The sequence below is a fragment of the Winogradskyella arenosi genome (assembly GCF_003337305.1).
Lineage (GTDB): Bacteria > Bacteroidota > Bacteroidia > Flavobacteriales > Flavobacteriaceae > Winogradskyella > Winogradskyella arenosi.
This window is the reverse complement of sequence record NZ_QPJO01000004.1, coordinates 159,546-180,007: the sequence shown is the minus strand read 5'-3', so window position 1 is coordinate 180,007 and position 20,462 is coordinate 159,546. Positions and strand designations below refer to the sequence as shown.

The window sequence follows — 20,462 nt, the reverse complement described above, 5'->3', positions numbered from 1 at the left end:
TAAATTAAGACCGTTTAGAAAATTAATAAATTAGCATCGCTATATTCTAAGCCAAACCATTCTGCAACGGATTTATTAGTTAAAATGCCGTGGTAAAAATACAACCCATTTTTTAAACCTCTGTCAAAACGCAAGGCATTTTCTATACCACCATACTCACCAATCTCTAAGAGGTAAGGTGTAAAAATATTACTTATTGAAACTGAGGCTGTTCTCGAATATCGTGCCGGAATATTAGGAACACAATAATGGATGACTCCATTGTGGTCAAACGTAGGATAATCATGAGAAGTGACTTCACTGGTTTCAAAACAGCCGCCCATGTCTATACTTACATCGATAACTACGGAACCGGTTTTCATATGAGAAACCATACTTTCTGTGACCACAATCGGGGCTCTGTTGGTGCCACGGACAGCACCTATCGCGACATCGCAACGCTTTAAGGCTTTTAAAATATTTTTAGGTTGCATGGTTGAGGTATAGATAGAGCGCCCTAGTTTGTTTTGCAGTCGACGTAATTTTGTAATAGAGCTATCAAATACCTTTACATTAACACCTAGACCAATAGCTGAACGTGCGGCGAATTCACCAACGGTTCCTGCGCCTAAAATAACGACTTCTGCTGGCGGAACACCGTTAATATTACCCATCATTAAACCATTACCACCGTTAACATTAGAGAGTAATTCCGAAGCAATTAATATGGATGCGGTTCCAGCGATTTCACTTAAAGAACTAACGGCAGGATATTGGCCGTCGTCATCTTTAATATATTCAAAAGCTAAAGCGGTAATACGTTTTTTGGCTAGAGCTTCGAAATACGATTTACTTTGTGTTTTAATTTGTAATGCAGAAATTAAAAGCGTTTGTGGATTAATCAGTTTAATTTCTTCTAAAGATGGCGGTTCAACCTTAAGAACAATAGGGCAGGAGTAGACTTTTGCGGTGTCTTTTGTAACTTCTGCGCCAGCGTCACTATAACTTTTGTCTTTAAAATTAGCACCTTCTCCTGCGCCAGATTCAAACAATACACGGTGTCCATTAGCGGTTAATGCTGATACCGCGTCTGGAGTTAAGCAAACCCGACGTTCTTGGAATTCAGCTTCTTTAGGAATTCCGATAAAGAGTTCGCCTTTCTTTTTTAAGATTTCTAAGGTTTCTTCCTGGGGTAATAATTGGGCTTTTGTAAATGGAGATAATGACATACTCATTTGAAGTGACTGACTTTGGTTTGCTATTGCAATATAGCAAATACCATGAGATATTGATGGATTTAAATCAATTCAAATAAAAAATGAAGTGTACTTAAGCGGTTATTAAATTATAGCTGTGCCAGGAAATATTAGACTTACCGTAATGTTATTAGTGTAAACGTTATAAAATTTATAGCGATCTGAGACCTTGTCTAAAAATACTGTTTTATTCTACTCCAAACCCCTTTAGGTCTAATCATAAATTCCTCTTCCATTTCAGTCAGAGTTTTGTCGGCGTTGTTAATCTTATTAAACATTTTGGCCCGTATTAAATAAATAGACGGAAAAACGATAGCCATAAATGGAAGTAACCAAACAATATGTAGTTCGTCCATAAAAAGCACTTCATCATTAAAAGCACTAATGGTCTGAAACGAAAACATCACAATAGGAATTAATAAGGCATGGTACCACCAATGACGACAAGTTAGAAACCAAAGTAAGGATAACAATAACGGAACAAACTTCATCATTAGAACCCAGATCCCAACATTAGCACTTTTATAGTAATTGCTGTGGTAAGTCCCTACAAAGGTATCCCAAGTTTTTGTATCTGGTACGTACTCGTAGATATAAAATAAAAAGGGAGTAGCGGCAACTAAAGTTGCAACTATACTCCCCATAATAATTTTTCTTGTGTTGGATTTTTTATCCCCACGTTGGAATTTTAAGTTTTCTTTTGTCAACTTGCTGTGTAGTTTGTCCATCTAAGTCAATAATGTTAGTAGCTTGAGCAGTAAATAACATGCCTCCAAAGATTGCAATTGCTAAAACGAGATTTTTTTTGTTTTTCATAATTTAAAGGGATTTAATTAATTAATATACTTCAAATGTAAGAGGCTTATACAGCTCTTACAAATGCGTGATTGTTAAAATCCAAGAAATCATGTGCTTGTACTTACGGTTTTTCCGTAATTGGTCTTTGTTTTTGTAGGAATTTTACTAATAATTTTTTTTGCTTCAGCTTTTTTTGTTCGTTAAATGTGCGTTTATATAGTTAGTTTTATAGTTCTTTTACCCTCTTGTAAATCAGTAATAGTAAGGGTTTGGTGAGCTTCTGGAACTAAATCTTCAATGCGTTCTGACCATTCCATAAATAACCAGTGATCAGAATTTAAATAATCTTCAATTCCAAAGTTGTAAGCTTCTTCTATAGATTCAATACGATAAAAATCGAAATGATACACTTTATCGTCTGCTAAACGGTATTCATTAACTATTGAAAATGTAGGACTGCTTGCCTCATCATTACTATTCATCGCTTTTAAGAGCGCATTTATAAATGTGGTTTTTCCTGCTCCCATATCACCATTAAATAATACGGTCTTAGTGTGCAAGTGAGATAATACTGCTTCTGCAACTTTTTGAATGTCTTTAATATGGTAGGTGAATTCTAGTGTTTTCACAGTTTTTTTTATGCATTTATAGAATACAATAGTAAGGATAAATTTCTTGTAAAACAAAGAGTGATTTGTATTTTGTCGGATATATTTGCGTTTTGAGGATTAATTTTGCGTTTTATTCCGTTTTTGAGCCTAAAAAAGTACGATAATTCAACGCCCTAAATCTTAGGGAAATAAAAATGCTTTGTCATTGAAAGACAAAGCATTTAAAATATAGTTGTGTAAGTTCTCTTACAGTGTTTATTTTGGATCTAAGACCACAAATGGGATAATCATCTCCTCTAAAGAAACCCCGCCGTGTTGGTACGTATTTCTGTAATAACTTACGTAATGATTAAAGTTATTTGGGTAGGCCAGAAATAAATCGCCCTTAGCAAAGATAAATGAACTGCTCATGGTTAGGGCGGGGAGGTGAACCGACTTCGGGTTTTTTATGGCAAGGACATCTTTATCTTGGTACGTAAGACTTCGACCTGTTTTGTAACGTAAATTTAAACTAGTGTCTCTATCGCCAATCACTTTTGTAGGAGCTTTTACATTAATAGTTCCATGGTCTGTGGTTAATATAAGCTTAAACCCTAATTGTTGTGAAAGCTGAATCATTTCTAATAAAGGTGAGTTTTTAAACCAACTCACAGTTAAAGAACGGTAAGCTTTATCATTAGAAGCGAGCTCTTTTACAACTTCCATCTCTGTTTTAGAATGTGAAAGCATATCTACAAAGTTGTAAACAATAACACTTAAATCGTTTTCCTTTAAAGATTTGAAGTTTTCCACTAGTTTTTTTCCAGATTTTAGATTTGTAATCTTATGGTACTCATGCTTAATATGGCCCAGTCCTAAACGCTTCAGTTGTTCTCTTAGAAAATCGCCTTCGTGTAAGTTTTTTCCACCATCATCGGTATCGTTTTTCCAATATTGCGGAAATAAACTCTCCATATCAGAAGGCATTAAACCTGAAAAAATAGCGTTTCGCGCATATTGTGTAGCCGTAGGTAAGATGCTATAAAAGGCAAGTTCTGATGCTTTTTTATAATAATTATTGACTATTGGCTCAAAGGCTTTCCATTGGTCGTAGCGTAAATTGTCTATAACGACTAACACAGTGGGTTGCTTGTCGCTTAACTCAGGCACCACTTTGTCTTTAAATAAGGTGTGCGACATAATTGGGGCGTCTTCATTGGGCTGAAACCAATCTTCATAATTTTTTTCAATAAACTTCCCAAATTGCATGTTAGCTTCTGTTTTCTGTGACTCTAGAATAGCCGTCATGCCCACGTCTTCAATGTTTTCAAGCTCTAGCTCCCAATAAATAAGCTTTTGGTATAGGTCTATCCATTCTTCGTAAGAATTCACCATAGATAAATCCATAGCAATCTTTCTAAATTCCTGCTGGTAATTAGAACTGGTTTTTTCAGAGATTAAACGCGAATGATCTAAGTTCTTCTTTAAACTCAATAATATTTGATTCGGATTAACGGGCTTAATAAGGTAGTCTGCTATTTTATTTCCAATGGCTTCTTCCATTATATATTCTTCCTCACTTTTGGTAATCATAACAATAGGTAAGTTCGCACGACGTTCCTTAATTTCGTTTAGCGTTTCTAAACCGGTGAGTCCAGGCATATTTTCGTCTAGAAACACAATATCAAAATTTGTATCGTTAATAATTTCAAGAGCTTCTGTACCACTTTGACACTTGGTCACTTGATAGCCTTTTTGCTCTAAAAAGATAATATGAGGCTTTAATAAATCTATTTCATCGTCAACCCAAAGAATATTTATCATGTTGTGGTATATTTGTTATCTAATTAGTGAATTTTTACATTTTGCCTACAAATAATAAGCTTAAAATATTTAACGATCCAATTTACGGATTTATTACCATTCCGAATACTTTAATATTCGACATCATTCAGCATAAATATTTTCAACGATTACGTCGTATTAGTCAAATGGGATTATCTTATTTGGTTTATCCTGGCGCTCACCACACCCGTTTTCATCATGCTCTAGGTTGTATGCATTTAATGCAGAAAGCCGTTAATGTGCTTCGTTTTAAGGGGGTTGTGATTTCTGAAGAGGAAGAAAATGGCTTGTTAATTGCAATTCTTTTACATGATATTGGACATGGACCGTTTTCACATGCCATGGAACATAGCCTTGTTGATGATATCTCTCACGAAGAAATTTCGCTGCGTTTTATGCAAGAACTCAATAGTGAGTTTAACGGAAGTTTAACTTTAGCCATCTCTATTTTTAAGAAAGAATATCCGCGGCAATTTATGTGCGAACTTATTTCGAGTCAATTAGACATGGATCGTGCGGACTATTTAAAACGAGATAGTTTTTATACGGGCGTGGCCGAAGGAAACATTAATAGCGAGCGTTTAATTACCATGCTTAATGTAAAAGAAGATCAGCTGGTCTTGGAGGAAAAAGGAATCTTAAGTGTTGAGAAATTTTTAATAGCACGCGGATTTATGTATTGGCAAGTTTACCTGCACAAAACAAGTGTGGTGGCAGAGCAGCTATTAGTACGTATTTTAAAACGTGCAAAAGAGCTGGTATCTCAAGGGGTGAACTTAAGATGTAGTGAGGCATTATTTTACTTTTTAAGTTCTGAAATTAACGCCGATAGTTTTGATGCACATACCTTAAAGGTGTTTTCAAAATTAGACGATTATGATATTGTGGCGGCGATGAAAGATTGGCAAAGTCATGACGATTTTGTGCTCAGTAATCTTTGTCAAATGATTTTAGATCGAAATCTTTTAAAAATTAAGGTAAAAAATAAACCGATTGCAGAGGTAAATCTCGAATCACATTCTAAAGCCTTAATTAAAAAGTATAATATTTCTGAAGCTGAAGCCGCCTATTTTGTTTTTAAAGGACGTTTAGTAAATCAGGCGTATGAGAATAAATTTCAGAAGATTAAGATCTTATTTAAGACCGGAAAAATTAAAGATATCGTGAAGGCTTCCGATCAATTAAACCTAAAAGCACTCAGTAAACCTATTACAAAATATTATATGTGCTATCCTAAAAAGAAAATGTGATCCTTTTTTTCTATTTTTGCGGAAACAAACCGTGCCATTAAAATCAATTTTTTGAAATTTACAGCAGAACAAATCGCAGGTATTTTAGAAGGAACCGTTGTTGGTGATCCTCAAATTGAAGTTTTTAAACTCTCTAAGATTGAAGAGGGAACAGAAGGATCCTTAACATTTTTATCCAACTTAAAATACACACCATATATATATAAGACTGAAGCCTCCATTACGATTGTTAATGCAGATTTTCAGCCAGAGAAACCAATTACAACAACCCTTATTAAGGTAGAAGATGCCTATGCAGGCTTCACCAAGTTGTTAGAATATTATGATCGTATTAAGTCTTTAAAAACAGGTATTGAACAACCGAGTTTTATTGATGCGTCTGTAACCATACCAGAGACCGCTTATGTTGGGGCCTTTGCTTACGTAGGAAATAATGTAAGTGTTGGTGAAAATGTAAAAATTTACCCTAATGCATTTGTAGGTGATAATGTGGTACTTGGAGAAAACACTACAATTTATCCAGGAGGTAAAGTTTATTCAGACTGTGTCTTAGGTAAAAATTGTGTCATTAACTCAGGTGTCATTATTGGTGCCGATGGTTTCGGTTTCGCACCAGCTAAAGACGGAAGCTATTCTAAAGTGCCGCAGACAGGTAATGTTATTTTAGAAGATGATGTAGATGTAGGCGCAGGGACCACTATAGATCGTGCCACCTTAGGATCTACAATTTTAAGACAAGGTGTAAAGTTAGACAACCAAATTCAAATTGCGCATAACGTAGAAATTGGTAAAAATACAGTTATTGCAGCCCAAACTGGAGTTGCAGGGTCTACCAAAATCGGAGAACATTGCCAAATTGGAGGACAAGTGGGGATTGCAGGACACCTCACTATTGGGAATAACGTAAAAATACAAGCGCAATCTGGTATTGCGAGAAATATAAAGGATAACGAAGTATTACAAGGATCACCAGCCTATGGTTATGGGGATTTTAATAAGTCTTATGTATATTTTAAAAATTTACCTAAACTTGCTAAAACTATTAACGAATTAGAAAAAAAAGTAGATGGCCATCATTAAAACGGAAACGAAGCAAAAAACCATTGAAAAAGAAGTAACACTAACAGGTGTAGGACTTCATACTGGTGCAAATGTAAAATTAGTATTTAAGCCTGGCGTTGAGAATTCAGGATTTGTATTTCAACGTGTAGATTTAGAGGGAGAGCCTAAGATTGAAGCTGATGCTAACTATGTTACAAGTACACAGCGTGGTACATGTATGGAGAAAAATGGCGTAACCATTCAAACTTGTGAGCACGTACTTGCTGCTTTAGTGGGGATGGATATTGACAACGCTATTATTGAGTTAGATGCTTCAGAACCGCCAATTATGGATGGGTCTTCTAAATTTTTTGTTGAAGCTATAGAAGCTGCTGGTCTTGTAGAACAAGAAGCTTTTAGAGAAGAATATGAAATTACACAAGTAGTTTCTTATACAGATGAAGAGTCTGGAAGTGAAATTATCTTAATGCCTTCAAGTTCTTACCAAATTACAACTATGGTAGATTTCGGGACTAAGGTTTTAGGAACACAGAATGCGACACTCAATACGTTGTCGGACTTTAAGTCTGATATCGCAAACGCAAGAACCTTCAGCTTTTTACATGAAATTGAAATGCTTTTAGAGCATGGCTTAATTAAAGGTGGAGACTTAAACAACGCTATTGTCTATGTAGATAAAGAGTTGTCACCAGGGACAATGGACAAACTTAGAGTAGCCTTTAATAAGGATAACATCGCGGTGAAACCAAACGGTATTTTAGATAACTTAACCTTACACTACCCTAATGAAGCGGCTCGCCATAAACTATTAGATGTTTTAGGAGATTTGGCGCTTATTGGGACACGTATAAGAGGTAAGGTTATTGCTAATAAACCAGGGCATTTTGTGAACACACAGTTTGCAAAGAAAATGTCTAAATTGATTAAAAACGAAAGACGAAACAATGTACCTCAAATTGATTTGAATGCAACACCTATTATGGATGTTAATCAAATCATGGACATGTTACCACATAGACAACCTTTTTTATTACTTGATAAGGTTTTTGAATTGTCAGACAGTCACGTTATCGGGATGAAAAATGTTACCATGAACGAGGAGTTCTTTAAAGGTCATTTCCCAGGAGCTCCAGTTATGCCTGGTGTTCTTATTGTTGAAGCTATGGCTCAGACTGGTGGAATTTTAGTCTTGAGTACTGTTCCAGATCCAGAAAACTACTTAACCTTTTTCATGAAAATGGATAAAGTTAAATTTAAACAAAAAGTAGTTCCTGGCGATACCTTAATTTTCAAATGTTCTTTAATTACACCAATTAGACGTGGTATTTGTCATATGCAAGGCTATGCTTACGCCAACGGAAAATTATGTGCAGAAGCGGAGTTAATGGCTCAGATTTCAAAAGTAAAATAAAAACTAAACCGCCGTATCGCGGCTTAGTAATTCATATAAAAAACGAACGTTTAGGGCTTATCCCATTGATAAGTTACGTTCTATAAAGTGATGCTATTTATAGCCCTTTATTAAAATAAAAATTAGAATAATGAATCAACCTTTAGCATACGTACATCCGGGAGCAAAGATTGCGAAGAATGTAGTAATAGAGCCTTTTACAACTATACATAATAATGTAAAAATTGGTGAAGGCACTTGGATAGGAAGTAACGTAACGATAATGGAAGGGGCGCGTATTGGAAAAAACTGTAATATCTTTCCTGGTGCCGTGATTTCTGCTGTACCTCAAGATTTAAAATACAACGACGAAGATACAACCGTAGAAATTGGTGATAATGTTACCATTAGAGAGTGTGTAACCATTAACCGTGGAACGACTGATAAAATGAAAACGGTTATTGGAGATAATTGTTTAATTATGGCTTACTGTCATATTGCTCACGATTGTATTGTAGGGAATAACTGTATTTTTTCTAACAACAGTACCTTAGCAGGACATATTAACGTTGGAGATTACGTGGTTTTAGCAGGGATGACAGCTGTACACCAATTCTGTTCTATTGGTAACCACGCCTTTGTAACAGGTGGGTCTTTAGTAAGAAAAGATGTGCCACCTTATGTTAAAGCAGCAAGAGAGCCATTATCTTACGTCGGTATTAACTCTGTAGGTTTAAGACGTAGAGGTTATAGCACGGAGAAAATCAGAGAGATTCAGAATATTTATAGAATATTATATCAAAAGAATTATAATAATACACAAGCTTCAGATTTAATTGAAGCTGAAATGGAGGCCACTCCAGAACGCGATGAAATTTTACAGTTTATTAAAAACTCGCATCGTGGAATTATGAAAGGTTATTTCAAATCAAACTAAAGCATAGAAATAAACTTTCATTAGTAAAGAATAACAAATAAACATTTAAATCATTTTATGGCAACGACATCAGATATTAGAAACGGATTATGTATCAGATACAACAACGATATTTATAAAATTGTAGAATTCTTACATGTAAAACCAGGAAAAGGTCCTGCTTTTGTAAGAACGAAAATGAAAAGTGTAACGACAGGAAAAGTTTTAGATAATACGTTTTCAGCAGGTCATAAAATTGAAGATGTACGTGTAGAAACACATAAGTTTCAGTATTTATATAATGACGGTGAGTTCTATCATTTTATGAATGAAGCGGATTATACGCAGATTAGATTATTAGAGTCTGCTATAGATAGAACTGACCTTATGAAAGAAGGGGAAGTGGTAACCATTCAAATTAATACTGAAGATAATATGCCACTTTCTGTAGAATTACCAGCATCGGTAATTTTAGAAGTTACAGCTACAGAACCGGGGGTAAAAGGAAATACAGCAACAAATGCCACTAAGCCTGCAACGGTAGAGTCTGGTGCAGAAGTTAATGTACCACTTTTTATCAACGAAGGGGATAAAATTAAAGTTGAAACGGAAAAAGGAACGTATAAAGAACGTATTAAAGAATAAGGAATTTTTAATATTGCAAGTTGCTTAACCTTAGGGAACTTGCAATAATTCCTTTATAAATTCAAAACATGAAGTTTCCAAAACCTTATACTTTAAAAGAAATTTCCGCACTAATTGACTGTGATTTTAAAGGCGACGAGAATTTTGAAATTCTTGGCATTAATGAAATTCATGTTGTAGAACCTGGCGATATTGTTTTTGTAGATCACCCAAAGTATTACGATAAAGCTCTGCAATCTGCGGCTACTATCGTTTTAATTAACAAAGAGGTTGACTGCCCTGAGGGCAAAGCCCTTATAATTTCAGAAGATCCTTTTAGAGATTTTAATAAAATCACTGAACATTTTAAACCGTTTAAAGCATCTCAAAGTGCAATAGCTGCAGATGCCGTTATTGGTGAAGGAACGGTGATTCAACCCAATTGTTTTATTGGTTACAATGTTACCATTGGTAAAAACTGTGTCATTCATGCTAATGTTTGTATTTATGATGATGCCGTAATTGGTGATGGCGTAACCATTCATGCCGGAACAATTTTAGGAGCAAGTGCCTTTTATTACAAAAATAGACCTGAAGGGTACGATCAATTAAAATCTGGTGGTCGTGTTGTAATTAAAGACCATGTAGATATTGGTGCTCTTTGTACTATAGATCGTGGTGTTACTGGAGATACGACTATTGGTGAAGGTTCAAAATTAGATAATCAAATCCAAATAGGGCATGATACGCTGATAGGAAAAAAATGTTTAATTGCATCGCAAACCGGTATTGCAGGTTGTGTTGTGGTTGAAGATAATGTTACCATCTGGGGTCAAGTAGGAGTGAAAAGTGGAATTACCATTAAGAAAGGTTCCGTGTTATACGCGCAATCTGGAGTAGGAAATACAACCGAAGAAGGAAAAACTTATTTTGGAAGTCCGGCGCAAGAAGCCCGACTGTCGTTTAAAGAAATGGCCTACATTAAAAAGATTCCTGAAATACTTCAAAAATTAAAAAACCTATAATGCGGTAATGTTACTGTTTTGCTCTAAAGAGCAGAGTATAAGGTGATAGAAAAATAAAAATTGAAGTCAAAAATTTAGACAAAAATTGAAAATTGAGATCTAAATAAGAAGGGAAGCTTTAAAGGCTGTACCTTTATAAGGTCTCACATCGAAATAAAATTAAAAAAGAGGTCGCTTTTGCGTTAGAAATCTCTTATTTTTGCACAACAAAAATTATAAAACTTTAAATACACAATAGCAAATGAGCGTTTTAGTTAATAAGAATTCTAAGATTATAGTTCAAGGGTTTACTGGTAGTGAAGGAACATTTCACGCGGAGCAAATGATTGAATACGGTACTAACGTCGTTGGAGGTGTAACTCCAGGTAAAGGTGGTCAAACACACTTAGACAAACCTGTTTTTAACACAGTTTCAGAAGCTGTTGAGAAAGTTGGTGCAGACACAACCATTATTTTTGTACCACCAGCATTTGCTGCTGATGCTATTATGGAAGCTGCTGACGCAGGTATTAAAGTGATTATTACAATTACAGAAGGAATTCCTGTTGCTGATATGATTAAAGCATCAGATTATATAAAAGGAAAAGATTGTCGTTTAGTAGGACCTAACTGTCCTGGGGTAATTACACCAGGTGAAGCTAAAGTTGGTATTATGCCAGGTTTTGTTTTCAAAAAAGGAAATGTAGGTATTGTTTCTAAATCAGGAACATTAACATATGAAGCTGCTGACCAAGTTGTAAAACAAGGTTTAGGAATTACAACTGCAATCGGTATTGGTGGTGATCCAATTATCGGAACAACAACGAAAGAAGCGGTGGAGTTATTAATCAATGACCCAGAAACAGAAGCTGTTGTTATGATCGGTGAAATTGGAGGTCAATTAGAAGCTGATGCTGCACAATGGTATAAAGCAAGTGGAAGCAATAAGCCTGTAGTAGGTTTTATTGCTGGTGAAACCGCTCCTGCTGGTCGTACAATGGGACATGCTGGTGCTATTGTAGGTGGTAGTGATGATACCGCTCAAGCTAAAAAGAAAATTATGGCAGAATGTGGAATCCACGTTGTAGATTCTCCTGCTGAAATTGGGAAAAAAGTAGCAGAAGTTTTAGGCTAATTTTACCCACATAAAACTGTTAAAAACCTTACAAAATCTTGTGAGGTTTTTTTAATTCATGCAATTTGTATTGATTATCTTTGATTACAACAACTATAAGAACTAACGATTAACATATTATGAAATTATTAGAAGGAAAAACGGCTATCATTACCGGAGCAAGTCGTGGTATCGGTAAAGGAATTGCCGAAGTTTTTGCACAACACGGTGCTAATGTTGCATTTACATACAGTTCTTCTGTAGAAGCAGCTAATGCCCTTGAAAAAGAATTGAATACCTTAGGAGTAAAAGCAAAAGGTTACCAAAGTAATGCCGCTAATTTTGAGGAGTCTCAAAAATTAGCAGAAGCGGTATTAGAAGAATTTGGTGCTATAGATATATTAGTAAACAATGCAGGGATCACTAAAGATAACTTACTTATGCGAATGGGTGAGGAGGATTTTGATAAAGTGATTGAAGTGAATTTAAAATCGGTATTTAACATGACTAAAGCGGTACAGCGTACCATGTTAAAACAACGTAAAGGCTCAATTATTAATATGAGTTCTGTTGTTGGTGTTAAAGGAAATGCCGGACAAACTAACTATGCCGCTTCAAAAGCAGGGATTATAGGATTCTCTAAATCTGTAGCGTTAGAATTAGGTTCTCGTAATATTAGATCTAATGTTATCGCTCCTGGTTTTATTGAAACCGAAATGACCGCTAAACTTGATGAAGAAACTGTGAAAGGCTGGAGAAGTGCTATTCCTTTAAAACGTGGTGGTTCACCTGAAGATATTGCAAATGCTTGTGTCTTTTTAGCAAGTGACTTAAGTGCTTATGTTACAGGACAAACACTTAATGTAGATGGTGGAATGTTAACCTAATAAACCATAGTTTTATTCCATAACTATTATTTAAATTGATTTTAATGAGTTCTTTAACTCTATTATACATAACAATTGCTGCTATAACAGCGCTAGTATTAGCGCTGTTTCAGTATATATATAAATCGAAATTAAAGTCCAAATTAAAATATGTACTTACGGGTTTAAGAGCCCTTGTTATTTTTGGAATTCTTTTAGTGCTCATCAATCCAACCTTTAAGTCGTTTACCTATTTTCATGAAAAACCCACCTTGGTTCTTGCTGTAGATGACTCAGAATCTATTGCTTATCTTAATCAAGAAGAAAATGCGCAATCCACTTTAAAGTTTATAGAACAACACAAAGGTTTACAAGAGCGTTTTAATCTTCAAACCTATCGCTTTGGTAAAGAAGTCAACACTTTAGACAGTCTTAATTTTAAATCGTCACAAACAAATATAAGTGCGGCCTTAAAGCATTTTAATGAAATTTATAGGCAACAAACAGCTCCAGTAGTACTTTTAACCGATGGCAATCAGACTTTTGGTTCCGACTATATCTACCAATCAAAGCACAATACCCAAGCTATATACCCTGTAATTCTTGGGGATTCTATGGTGTATTCAGACGTAAGCTTAAAGCAAGTGAATACCAATCGGTATGTCTATTTAAAAAATAAATTTCCGGTTGAAATTATTGCTAATTATAACGGAAATGACGCTGTAGAAACGGAACTTAAAATTTGGGCTGGAAATGCAGTAGTCTTTAAAAAAACATTAAAATTAAATCCTTTAAAATCTTCAGAAATTGTCTCTGCTATTTTACCCGCCAATAGTATAGGGGTTAAGACTTATAAAGTGGAGTTAATAGCTTTAAAGGATGAAAAAAATACGGTTAATAACAGTAAGAATTTTGCTGTAGAAGTAATTGACCAAAAAACAAATGTGGCCATCATTTACGAGCGCTTACATCCTGATATAGGGGCGCTTAAAAAGGCCATTGAAAGTAATGAGCAGCGTAGCGCTAGCATTTTACGCCCTCAAGAGGTGTTAAATAAATTAGAAGACTATCAATTATTTATCTTGTATCAACCTGATGCTAAATTCAGTACGCTATTAAAAGCACTGCAAGAGCAGAACAGTAATACCTTTACGATTGCTGGGGAAACTACGGATTGGAATTTTTTAAATAACAATCAAAAGTTTTTAGAACAAAAAGTCACCAATCAAACCGAGAACTTTTTAGCAACGTTAAACCTAAACTATAGCACCTTTATTGTTGAAAATTTAGACTTTGAAAGTTTTCCGCCTTTACGCTCCGAGTTTGGGGCCTTCACGATTAAAGTCCCTTTTGAAACTCTATTATATAAAAATGTAAATGGGATTACCACTAAATCTGTTCTATTAGCAACCTTTGAAGCTGAAAACACCAAGCATGCCATCTTAAACGGAGAAGGCTTATGGCGTTGGCGAGCTCAGTCTTTTTTAAATAGAAATAGCTTCAATAATTTTGATGAATTTATAAGCAAGTTGGTGCAGTATCTCAGTTCTAATAAAAAGAGAAGGCGTTTAAATGTGGATTACAAATCATTTTATAACGGGAATGATGATCTGGTCATTTCAGCACAATATTTTAATAAGAATTTTGAATTTGATGCTGAAGCGTCATTAAGTATTGTTTTAGAACATAAGGAAGATGGTACGATAAAAGAAATTCCGATGTTATTACATAACGGCAATTATACGGTAGACTTAAGTGGTACCAAGGCGGGCTCTTATGATTTTAAGATTAAGCATAATTCTGAAAATGTATCGGCCACTGGTTCGTTTAAAATCTTAGATTATAATGTAGAGCAGCAATTTTTAAATGCAGATTTAGAGAAGCTAAATACCTTGGCAGATAAGAGCAGCGGAAAAGCTTACTTTGCGACACAAACAGAGGCTTTAATAACACAATTATTAAATGATAATCGTTATCAAACCATTCAGAAAAGCACCAAAAAAATCGTACCTTTGATAGAATGGGAATATCTACTCCTTATAATTGCATTATGCTTAATTATAGAGTGGTTTATTAGGAAATATAACGGATTAATATAAAAATATAAGATGGAAAAATTACCAAAAATTGGATTACCGATTTTAATAGGCGTTGTGCTTTTAATTATTGTTTTAGCAAAATCAGCAGTAACTCTAGACTCTGGTCATGCAGGAGTATTATATGAAACCCTAAGAGGCGGTGTAGATTCTAATAAAGAACCTTTAGGCCCAGGATTTCATGTTATCGCCCCATGGAACCGAGTTATTGATTATGAAACACGTCAGCAAGAAGTACCAGAAAAAATGTCTGTGCTATCTTCGAACGGTTTAGATATTAAATTAGACGCTTCAGTGTTGTACCAACCGGATTATAAAAATTTAGGACGTTTACATAACGAAAAAGGGGAAGATTATTTAAGTCGCGTGCTTCAACCAGCGATTCGAAGCGCCGCGAGAAGTGTGGTTGGACGTTATACACCAGAGCAACTTTATTCTAGTAAAAGAGATGCGATTCAGGAAGAGATTTTTGAAGAGACAAAGAAAATTGTAGAGCCTCAATTTATTCAGTTAAATGATATTTTAATTAGAGATGTCACCTTGCCACCAACAATTAAACAAGCTATTGAAAGAAAGTTAAAGCAAGAGCAAGAGTCTTTAGAATATGAGTTTAGACTTGTAACTGCACAGAAAGAAGCTGAAAAAGTTATTATTGAAGCACAAGGTAAAGCGGATGCAAACCGAATCTTAAGTGCTTCTTTAACAGACAAAATTCTTCAGGATAAAGGTATTGAAGCGACTGTAAAACTTTCAGAATCACCAAATAGTAAAGTGGTTATTATAGGCTCTGGCGAGAGTGGAATGCCTATTATATTAGGAAATCAGTAATAAAATACAGGCTACAATAATATTTTGTTAAAAATTAAAACTTTATGGCCTTTCATTAGGATTTATAAATTTTAATTGAAGATATTTGTAGTATCAAATAAAAGACATGACATTTATTCAATTACATCATCATTTTCATACTAGCAATCAAGCGAGGTGAATCTGTATTGAATAAATTCAACATATATTATAAAAACCCGTTTGAGAAATCAGATGGGTTTTTTGTTTTTAAAATACGCACTGAAATCTTAGACATAACAACAACAAACCATGAGTAAATTAAAAATTGCAGTTCAAAAATCGGGTCGTCTTAATGAAGACTCAATGAAAATTTTAAAAGAGATTGGTATTTCTGTCGATAATGGAAAAGATCAGTTAAAAGCCTCAGCACGTAATTTCCCTTTAGAGGTTTTTTACCTTAGAAATGGCGATATTCCACAATATCTAAGAGACGGCGTGGTTGATGCTGCTATTATTGGAGAGAATGTTTTAATAGAAAAAGGAAACGATCTAAAAATTGTAGAGCGTTTAGGATTTTCAAAATGTAAAGTGTCTATTGCGGTACCAAAATCTTCTGAATTAAAAAGCCTTAAGGATTTAGATGGAAAGCGTATAGCGACGTCTTATCCTAATACTGTGAATCAGTTTTTGGAAAAAGCAGGCGTAAATGCCAATTTGCACATTATTAATGGTTCTGTTGAAATTGCTCCGAATATTGGATTGGCAGATGGGATTTGTGATATCGTTTCAAGCGGAAGTACACTGTTTAAAAATGGACTTAAAGAAGTGGAAGTGCTGTTAAAATCTGAAGCGGTTTTAGCGACCTCACCTAAAATTTCAGATGAAAATCAAGCCTTAATTGATAAATTGCAATTCCGCTTAAAGTCCGTTTTAAAAGGACGTGAGAGTAAGTATATCTTATTAAATGCTCCAAACGATAAATTAGATGATATTATTGGAATTTTACCAGGTATGAATAGTCCATCTATTTTACCTTTAGCTAGAGAAGGGTGGAGCTCTATGCACTCCGTGATTGATAAAAATGATTTTTGGAATGTTATTGATGAATTAAAAGCGAATGGTGCTGAAGGGATTTTAGTTTGTCCTATTGAAAACATGGTACTCTAAGCTAGCGCTGCACGAGTAAATGCCTTAACCTAGATTTTAGAAAGAAGATGAAATTATATAGCAATCCAGACCGATCAGATTGGTCAGAAATATTAAAAAGACCCACTCAAACCGTTGGAGATATTGAAGCGACGGTAAACGAGGTATTCAATGCGGTGGCGAAAAACGGCGACCAAGCCATTGCAGACTATACCTCTAAATTTGATGGTGTGTGTTTAGAAAACCCCATAGTTTCAGCACAAGAAATTGAAGCGGCTAAAACGGAAGTGTCTGAGTCTTTAAAAAATGCTATTGCTTTAGCAAAACGTAATATTGAAGCTTTTCACAGTGCTCAAAAAACGGATAAAGTTACGGTAGATACCATGCCTGGTGTAACGTGTTGGCAAGAGAAACGCCCTATACAAAAGGTTGGTCTTTATATTCCTGGCGGAACAGCACCTTTATTTTCAACGGTATTAATGTTAGCCGTTCCGGCGCAAATTGCAAGATGTAAAGAGATTGTATTGTGCTCGCCACCGAATAAAGAGGGTCATATTGCTCCTGAAATTTTATATGCGGCTAATCTGTGTGGCGTTACTAAAATTATAAAAGTTGGAGGCATACAAGCCATCGCTGGTTTAACCTTTGGAACCAAAAGTATTCCTCAGGTTTATAAAATTTTTGGTCCAGGAAATCAGTTTGTCACGGTGGCAAAGCAAATTGCGACTAAATATGGTGTAGCTATAGATATGCCAGCAGGACCAAGTGAGTTATTAGTCATGGCCGATACGACGGCTAATGTAGCTTTTGTGGCATCAGACCTTTTAAGTCAAGCGGAACACGGTAGTGATAGTCAAGTTATTTTAGTAACGACCTGTCAAGAATTTGCTAAAGCTGTATCTGAAGAAGTTCAAGAGCAATTAGCAGTCTTACCAAGAAAAGAAATGGCAGAACAAGCTATTGCTAACTCAAAAACAATTGTGGTAGATGCGAATACTACAGCTATAGATTTAATTAATGCTTATGGTCCAGAACATTTTATCGTGGCCACAGCAGATAATGATTTTTTCGTCAACGAAATTAGTAATGCAGGGTCTGTATTTATTGGCGATTATACGCCTGAAAGTGCTGGAGATTATGCTTCAGGGACCAACCATACGCTGCCTACTAATGGGTTTTCAAAAGCCTACTCCGGAGTCAATTTAGATAGTTTTCAAAAGAGTATGACATTTCAGAACATCTCGAAAGAAGGAATTCAGAATATAGGAAAAACCATAGAGCTAATGGCGGAAGCCGAAGGTTTACAAGCCCATAAAAATGCGGTAACTTTAAGATTAAAGGAATTAGAAAAATAATTTAACAGCACTTCGAGTGATTTCGAGGTAGGAGGCGTTGTATCGAGAAGCAATAAAAATGAAAAATTTCAACTTAAATAATCTCATTAGAGATAATATTAAATCTATAAAACCGTATTCTTCAGCACGAGATGAATACCAGGATGTTACTACGGATATGGTTTTTATTGATGCCAATGAGAACCCATTTACTACAACGGTAAATCGTTATCCCGATCCGCAGCAAACAACGGTTAAGGAACGTTTGGCAACTATTAAAGGTGTGGGGACACCTCATATTTTATTAGGAAATGGAAGTGACGAAGTTTTAGACTTAATTTTTAGGGCTTTTTGTGAACCTAAAACAGATAAAATCATCACGTTGCCACCTACATACGGAATGTATAATGTGTTGGCGAACCTCAATGCGGTTGAAAATATAGAAGTTGCATTAGATGCTGATTTTCAGCCTAAAGTTCAAGATATTTTGGAGTTGAGTACAGCACGAACAAAGTTATTATTTTTATGCTCGCCTAATAATCCAACTGCCAATAGTTTTGAAGCCGAACGTATAGAAAAATTAATTCAGAATTTTCCAGGTTTAGTGGTTATAGACGAAGCTTATATTGATTTTTCAACGGAAGAAAGTTGGTTAAGTCGGTTACACGAATTTCCAAATTTGATTGTAACTCAAACCTTGTCTAAAGCCTATGGATTAGCAGGAATTCGACTTGGCATCTGTTACGCTTCACAAGATATAATTTCAGTTTTAAATACAATAAAACCACCGTATAACATCAACCAGCTCAGTCAGAATAAGGCCTTAAAACGCTTAAATACTTTAGAGGACGTTGATAATGAGGTAAAAAGTATTATTTTGGAACGTGGAGTTTTAAATCAAGCCTTACAGACTATTGATTTTGTTTCAGCGGTTTATCCATCGGATGCTAATTTTATTTTAGCGAAAGTTGATGATGCTAACAAACGCTATCAGCAACTCGTAAGCCAAGGTATCGTGGTTCGCAACAGAACCAATCAGCCCTTATGTAAAAATTGTTTACGCTTTTCAGTGGGCACCAAAGAAGAGAATGAAAAACTAATACAAACATTAAAAACATTGTAAGTCCTCGTTAGGATAAAGCTTGTTTTAAGATTAAAATAGCATTCCTTAGGGCATCACTTTTTTATGTGCCGCAAGGAGCAAAACCAACCTAAAAGATATTAATAGAAACAGATGAAGCCAGTACTATTCATAGACCGCGACGGAACTTTAATAAAAGAGCCTGCAGACGAACAAATTGATGGGTTTGAAAAATTAGAGTTTTACCCAAAAGTGTTTCAATATTTAAGTAAAATTGCTAAAGAGCTTAATTTTGAAATTGTTATGATTACCAATCAAGATGGTTTAGGGACCGAGGTGTATCCTGAAGATACGTTTTGGCCAGTCCATAATTTTGTCCTTAAAACTTTTGAAGGTGAAGGTGTTGTTTTTAAAGAACAATTCATTGACCGTACTTTTGCGAAGGATAATGCGCCTACGCGTAAACCTAATACAGGCTTGCTCACTAAGTATTTTTCGGAGGATTACGATTTAAAAAACTCCTTTGTTATTGGCGATCGTCTTACAGACGTAGAATTGGCTAAAAATCTTGGTGCCAAAGGTATTTTTATCAATGATAATACCAATTTAGGAACCGATGAAGTGACCGTGAGTCATACGGCATTAGAAGCTTTCATTGCCTTAGAAACGAATGATTGGGAAACTATTTATAAGTTCTTAAAAACAACAGAACGCGTTGGTAGTATTGAAAGAAATACCAATGAAACAAAAATTAAAATCGATTTAAACCTCGATGGGACGGGTAAGAGCAACATTGATACAGGCATTGCGTTTTTTGATCATATGCTCGATCAAATAGCACGTCATGGTCAACTTGATTTAGATATTAAAGTGATTGGCGATCTTGAAGTTGATGAGCACCACACCATTGAAGATACGGCCATTGCATTAGGAGAGGTGTTTGCTAGCACTTTAGGAAATAAACTAGGCATAGAACGTTATGGCTTTTCGTTACCTATGGACGATTGTTTAGCTCAAGTAGGAATTGATTTTGGAGGTCGTAATTGGTTAGTTTGGAAGGCGGAATTTAAACGCGAAATGATAGGTAAAATGCCTACTGAAATGTTTTTTCACTTCTTTAAGTCCTTCACCGATGGCGCCAAGTGTAATTTAAATATTAAAGTGGAAGGTGATAACGAACACCATAAAATTGAGGCCATTTTTAAAGCCTTTGCAAAAGCGATTAAAATGGCTGTAAAACAAGACGTAGAAAAAATGATTTTACCGTCTACTAAAGGGATGTTATAACATTTTAAGTAAGACGCCAAACCAAAAATAGAGGT

At 35.1% G+C, this 20,462-nt stretch carries 19 protein-coding genes; 14 read left to right on the top strand and 5 right to left on the bottom strand.

All coding sequences use genetic code 11. The features are described 5' to 3' along the window. Window positions 1-14 precede the first annotated feature (14 nt). The 5 genes from DFQ08_RS12350 to porX form a co-directional block, all read right to left on the bottom strand. Entirely contained in the window at window positions 15-1,214 is a 1,200-nt protein-coding gene (locus DFQ08_RS12350; RefSeq protein ID WP_114310330.1) for an alanine dehydrogenase, read from the bottom strand. 194 nt (window positions 1,215-1,408) lie between these two features. Next, on the bottom strand, window positions 1,409-1,879 hold the full coding sequence (locus DFQ08_RS12345) for a hypothetical protein (protein ID WP_245935434.1): 471 nt from the start codon (window positions 1,877-1,879) through the stop codon (window positions 1,409-1,411). Window positions 1,880-1,904: 25 nt separating this feature from the next. Beyond that, window positions 1,905-2,051, bottom strand: a complete 147-nt coding sequence (locus tag DFQ08_RS16215) for a hypothetical protein (protein WP_181858409.1) — start codon at window positions 2,049-2,051, stop codon at window positions 1,905-1,907. A gap of 194 nt (window positions 2,052-2,245) precedes the next feature. After that, window positions 2,246-2,662 carry a tRNA (adenosine(37)-N6)-threonylcarbamoyltransferase complex ATPase subunit type 1 TsaE gene (gene tsaE / locus DFQ08_RS12340; RefSeq protein ID WP_114310329.1) on the bottom strand — a complete coding sequence of 139 codons (417 nt, stop codon included), beginning with the start codon at window positions 2,660-2,662 and terminating at the stop codon, window positions 2,246-2,248. Between the two features lie 237 nt (window positions 2,663-2,899). Next, a complete protein-coding gene (gene porX, locus DFQ08_RS12335; protein ID WP_114310328.1) occupies window positions 2,900-4,447 on the bottom strand; it encodes a T9SS response regulator signal transducer PorX in 1,548 nt (515 codons plus the stop codon). 41 nt (window positions 4,448-4,488) lie between these two features. On the opposite strand from porX, the gene DFQ08_RS12330 reads away from it, so the two are divergent. The 14 genes from DFQ08_RS12330 (at window position 4,489) to hisB (ending at window position 20,427) form a co-directional block, all read left to right on the top strand. Further along, entirely contained in the window at window positions 4,489-5,718 is a 1,230-nt protein-coding gene (locus DFQ08_RS12330; RefSeq protein WP_114310327.1) for an HD domain-containing protein, read from the top strand. A gap of 51 nt (window positions 5,719-5,769) precedes the next feature. After that, window positions 5,770-6,798 (top strand): UDP-3-O-(3-hydroxymyristoyl)glucosamine N-acyltransferase, encoded by a 1,029-nt coding sequence (gene lpxD, locus DFQ08_RS12325; protein WP_114310326.1) that lies wholly within the window; start codon window positions 5,770-5,772, stop codon window positions 6,796-6,798. Continuing rightward, the gene (locus DFQ08_RS12320; protein WP_114310325.1) at window positions 6,785-8,191 is read left to right on the top strand and encodes a bifunctional UDP-3-O-[3-hydroxymyristoyl] N-acetylglucosamine deacetylase/3-hydroxyacyl-ACP dehydratase; all 1,407 of its coding nucleotides are present in this window, start codon (window positions 6,785-6,787) and stop codon (window positions 8,189-8,191) included. Before lpxD ends, DFQ08_RS12320 begins: the two co-directional genes overlap by 14 nt. 130 nt (window positions 8,192-8,321) lie before the next feature. Then, window positions 8,322-9,107, top strand: a complete 786-nt coding sequence (gene lpxA / locus DFQ08_RS12315) for an acyl-ACP--UDP-N-acetylglucosamine O-acyltransferase (protein ID WP_114310324.1) — start codon at window positions 8,322-8,324, stop codon at window positions 9,105-9,107. 57 nt (window positions 9,108-9,164) lie between these two features. Further along, window positions 9,165-9,731 carry an elongation factor P gene (gene efp, locus DFQ08_RS12310; protein WP_114310323.1) on the top strand — a complete coding sequence of 189 codons (567 nt, stop codon included), beginning with the start codon at window positions 9,165-9,167 and terminating at the stop codon, window positions 9,729-9,731. A 68-nt stretch (window positions 9,732-9,799) separates the two neighbouring features. Then, window positions 9,800-10,735: a UDP-3-O-(3-hydroxymyristoyl)glucosamine N-acyltransferase gene (locus DFQ08_RS12305; RefSeq protein ID WP_114310322.1), complete on the top strand. Its 936-nt coding sequence runs from the start codon at window positions 9,800-9,802 to the stop codon at window positions 10,733-10,735. A 241-nt stretch (window positions 10,736-10,976) separates the two neighbouring features. Further along, on the top strand, window positions 10,977-11,849 hold the full coding sequence (gene sucD, locus DFQ08_RS12300; protein ID WP_114310321.1) for a succinate--CoA ligase subunit alpha: 873 nt from the start codon (window positions 10,977-10,979) through the stop codon (window positions 11,847-11,849). Between the two features lie 119 nt (window positions 11,850-11,968). Continuing rightward, window positions 11,969-12,715, top strand: a complete 747-nt coding sequence (fabG, locus tag DFQ08_RS12295) for a 3-oxoacyl-[acyl-carrier-protein] reductase (RefSeq protein WP_114310320.1) — start codon at window positions 11,969-11,971, stop codon at window positions 12,713-12,715. A gap of 44 nt (window positions 12,716-12,759) precedes the next feature. Next, window positions 12,760-14,793, top strand: a complete 2,034-nt coding sequence (locus tag DFQ08_RS12290; RefSeq protein WP_114310319.1) for a vWA domain-containing protein — start codon at window positions 12,760-12,762, stop codon at window positions 14,791-14,793. 9 nt (window positions 14,794-14,802) lie between these two features. Then, entirely contained in the window at window positions 14,803-15,618 is an 816-nt protein-coding gene (locus tag DFQ08_RS12285) for a prohibitin family protein (protein WP_114310318.1), read from the top strand. Between the two features lie 270 nt (window positions 15,619-15,888). Then, window positions 15,889-16,746 (top strand): ATP phosphoribosyltransferase, encoded by an 858-nt coding sequence (hisG, locus tag DFQ08_RS12280; RefSeq protein WP_114310317.1) that lies wholly within the window; start codon window positions 15,889-15,891, stop codon window positions 16,744-16,746. Between the two features lie 47 nt (window positions 16,747-16,793). Next, window positions 16,794-18,080 (top strand): histidinol dehydrogenase, encoded by a 1,287-nt coding sequence (gene hisD, locus DFQ08_RS12275; protein ID WP_114310316.1) that lies wholly within the window; start codon window positions 16,794-16,796, stop codon window positions 18,078-18,080. 58 nt (window positions 18,081-18,138) lie between these two features. Further along, complete coding sequence (gene hisC, locus DFQ08_RS12270) at window positions 18,139-19,182, top strand: histidinol-phosphate transaminase (protein ID WP_114310315.1); 1,044 nt, start codon at window positions 18,139-18,141, stop codon at window positions 19,180-19,182. A 111-nt stretch (window positions 19,183-19,293) separates the two neighbouring features. Beyond that, the gene (hisB, locus tag DFQ08_RS12265; protein ID WP_114310314.1) at window positions 19,294-20,427 is read left to right on the top strand and encodes a bifunctional histidinol-phosphatase/imidazoleglycerol-phosphate dehydratase HisB; all 1,134 of its coding nucleotides are present in this window, start codon (window positions 19,294-19,296) and stop codon (window positions 20,425-20,427) included. Window positions 20,428-20,462 lie beyond the last annotated feature (35 nt).

Excerpts from the sequence above, each read along its gene's own strand:
- DFQ08_RS12350 (WP_114310330.1), bottom strand. The coding sequence starts at position 1,214 with ATGAGTATGTCATTATCTCCATTTACAAAAGCCCAATTATTACCCCAG.
- DFQ08_RS12345 (WP_245935434.1), bottom strand. The coding sequence starts at position 1,879 with ATGGGGAGTATAGTTGCAACTTTAGTTGCCGCTACTCCCTTTTTATTT.
- DFQ08_RS16215 (WP_181858409.1), bottom strand. The coding sequence starts at position 2,051 with ATGAAAAACAAAAAAAATCTCGTTTTAGCAATTGCAATCTTTGGAGGC.
- porX (WP_114310328.1), bottom strand. The coding sequence starts at position 4,447 with ATGATAAATATTCTTTGGGTTGACGATGAAATAGATTTATTAAAGCCT.
- DFQ08_RS12320 (WP_114310325.1), top strand. The coding sequence starts at position 6,785 with ATGGCCATCATTAAAACGGAAACGAAGCAAAAAACCATTGAAAAAGAA.
- lpxA (WP_114310324.1), top strand. The coding sequence starts at position 8,322 with ATGAATCAACCTTTAGCATACGTACATCCGGGAGCAAAGATTGCGAAG.
- efp (WP_114310323.1), top strand. The coding sequence starts at position 9,165 with ATGGCAACGACATCAGATATTAGAAACGGATTATGTATCAGATACAAC.
- DFQ08_RS12305 (WP_114310322.1), top strand. The coding sequence starts at position 9,800 with ATGAAGTTTCCAAAACCTTATACTTTAAAAGAAATTTCCGCACTAATT.
- sucD (WP_114310321.1), top strand. The coding sequence starts at position 10,977 with ATGAGCGTTTTAGTTAATAAGAATTCTAAGATTATAGTTCAAGGGTTT.
- fabG (WP_114310320.1), top strand. The coding sequence starts at position 11,969 with ATGAAATTATTAGAAGGAAAAACGGCTATCATTACCGGAGCAAGTCGT.
- DFQ08_RS12290 (WP_114310319.1), top strand. The coding sequence starts at position 12,760 with ATGAGTTCTTTAACTCTATTATACATAACAATTGCTGCTATAACAGCG.
- DFQ08_RS12285 (WP_114310318.1), top strand. The coding sequence starts at position 14,803 with ATGGAAAAATTACCAAAAATTGGATTACCGATTTTAATAGGCGTTGTG.
- hisG (WP_114310317.1), top strand. The coding sequence starts at position 15,889 with ATGAGTAAATTAAAAATTGCAGTTCAAAAATCGGGTCGTCTTAATGAA.
- hisD (WP_114310316.1), top strand. The coding sequence starts at position 16,794 with ATGAAATTATATAGCAATCCAGACCGATCAGATTGGTCAGAAATATTA.
- hisC (WP_114310315.1), top strand. The coding sequence starts at position 18,139 with ATGAAAAATTTCAACTTAAATAATCTCATTAGAGATAATATTAAATCT.
- hisB (WP_114310314.1), top strand. The coding sequence starts at position 19,294 with ATGAAGCCAGTACTATTCATAGACCGCGACGGAACTTTAATAAAAGAG.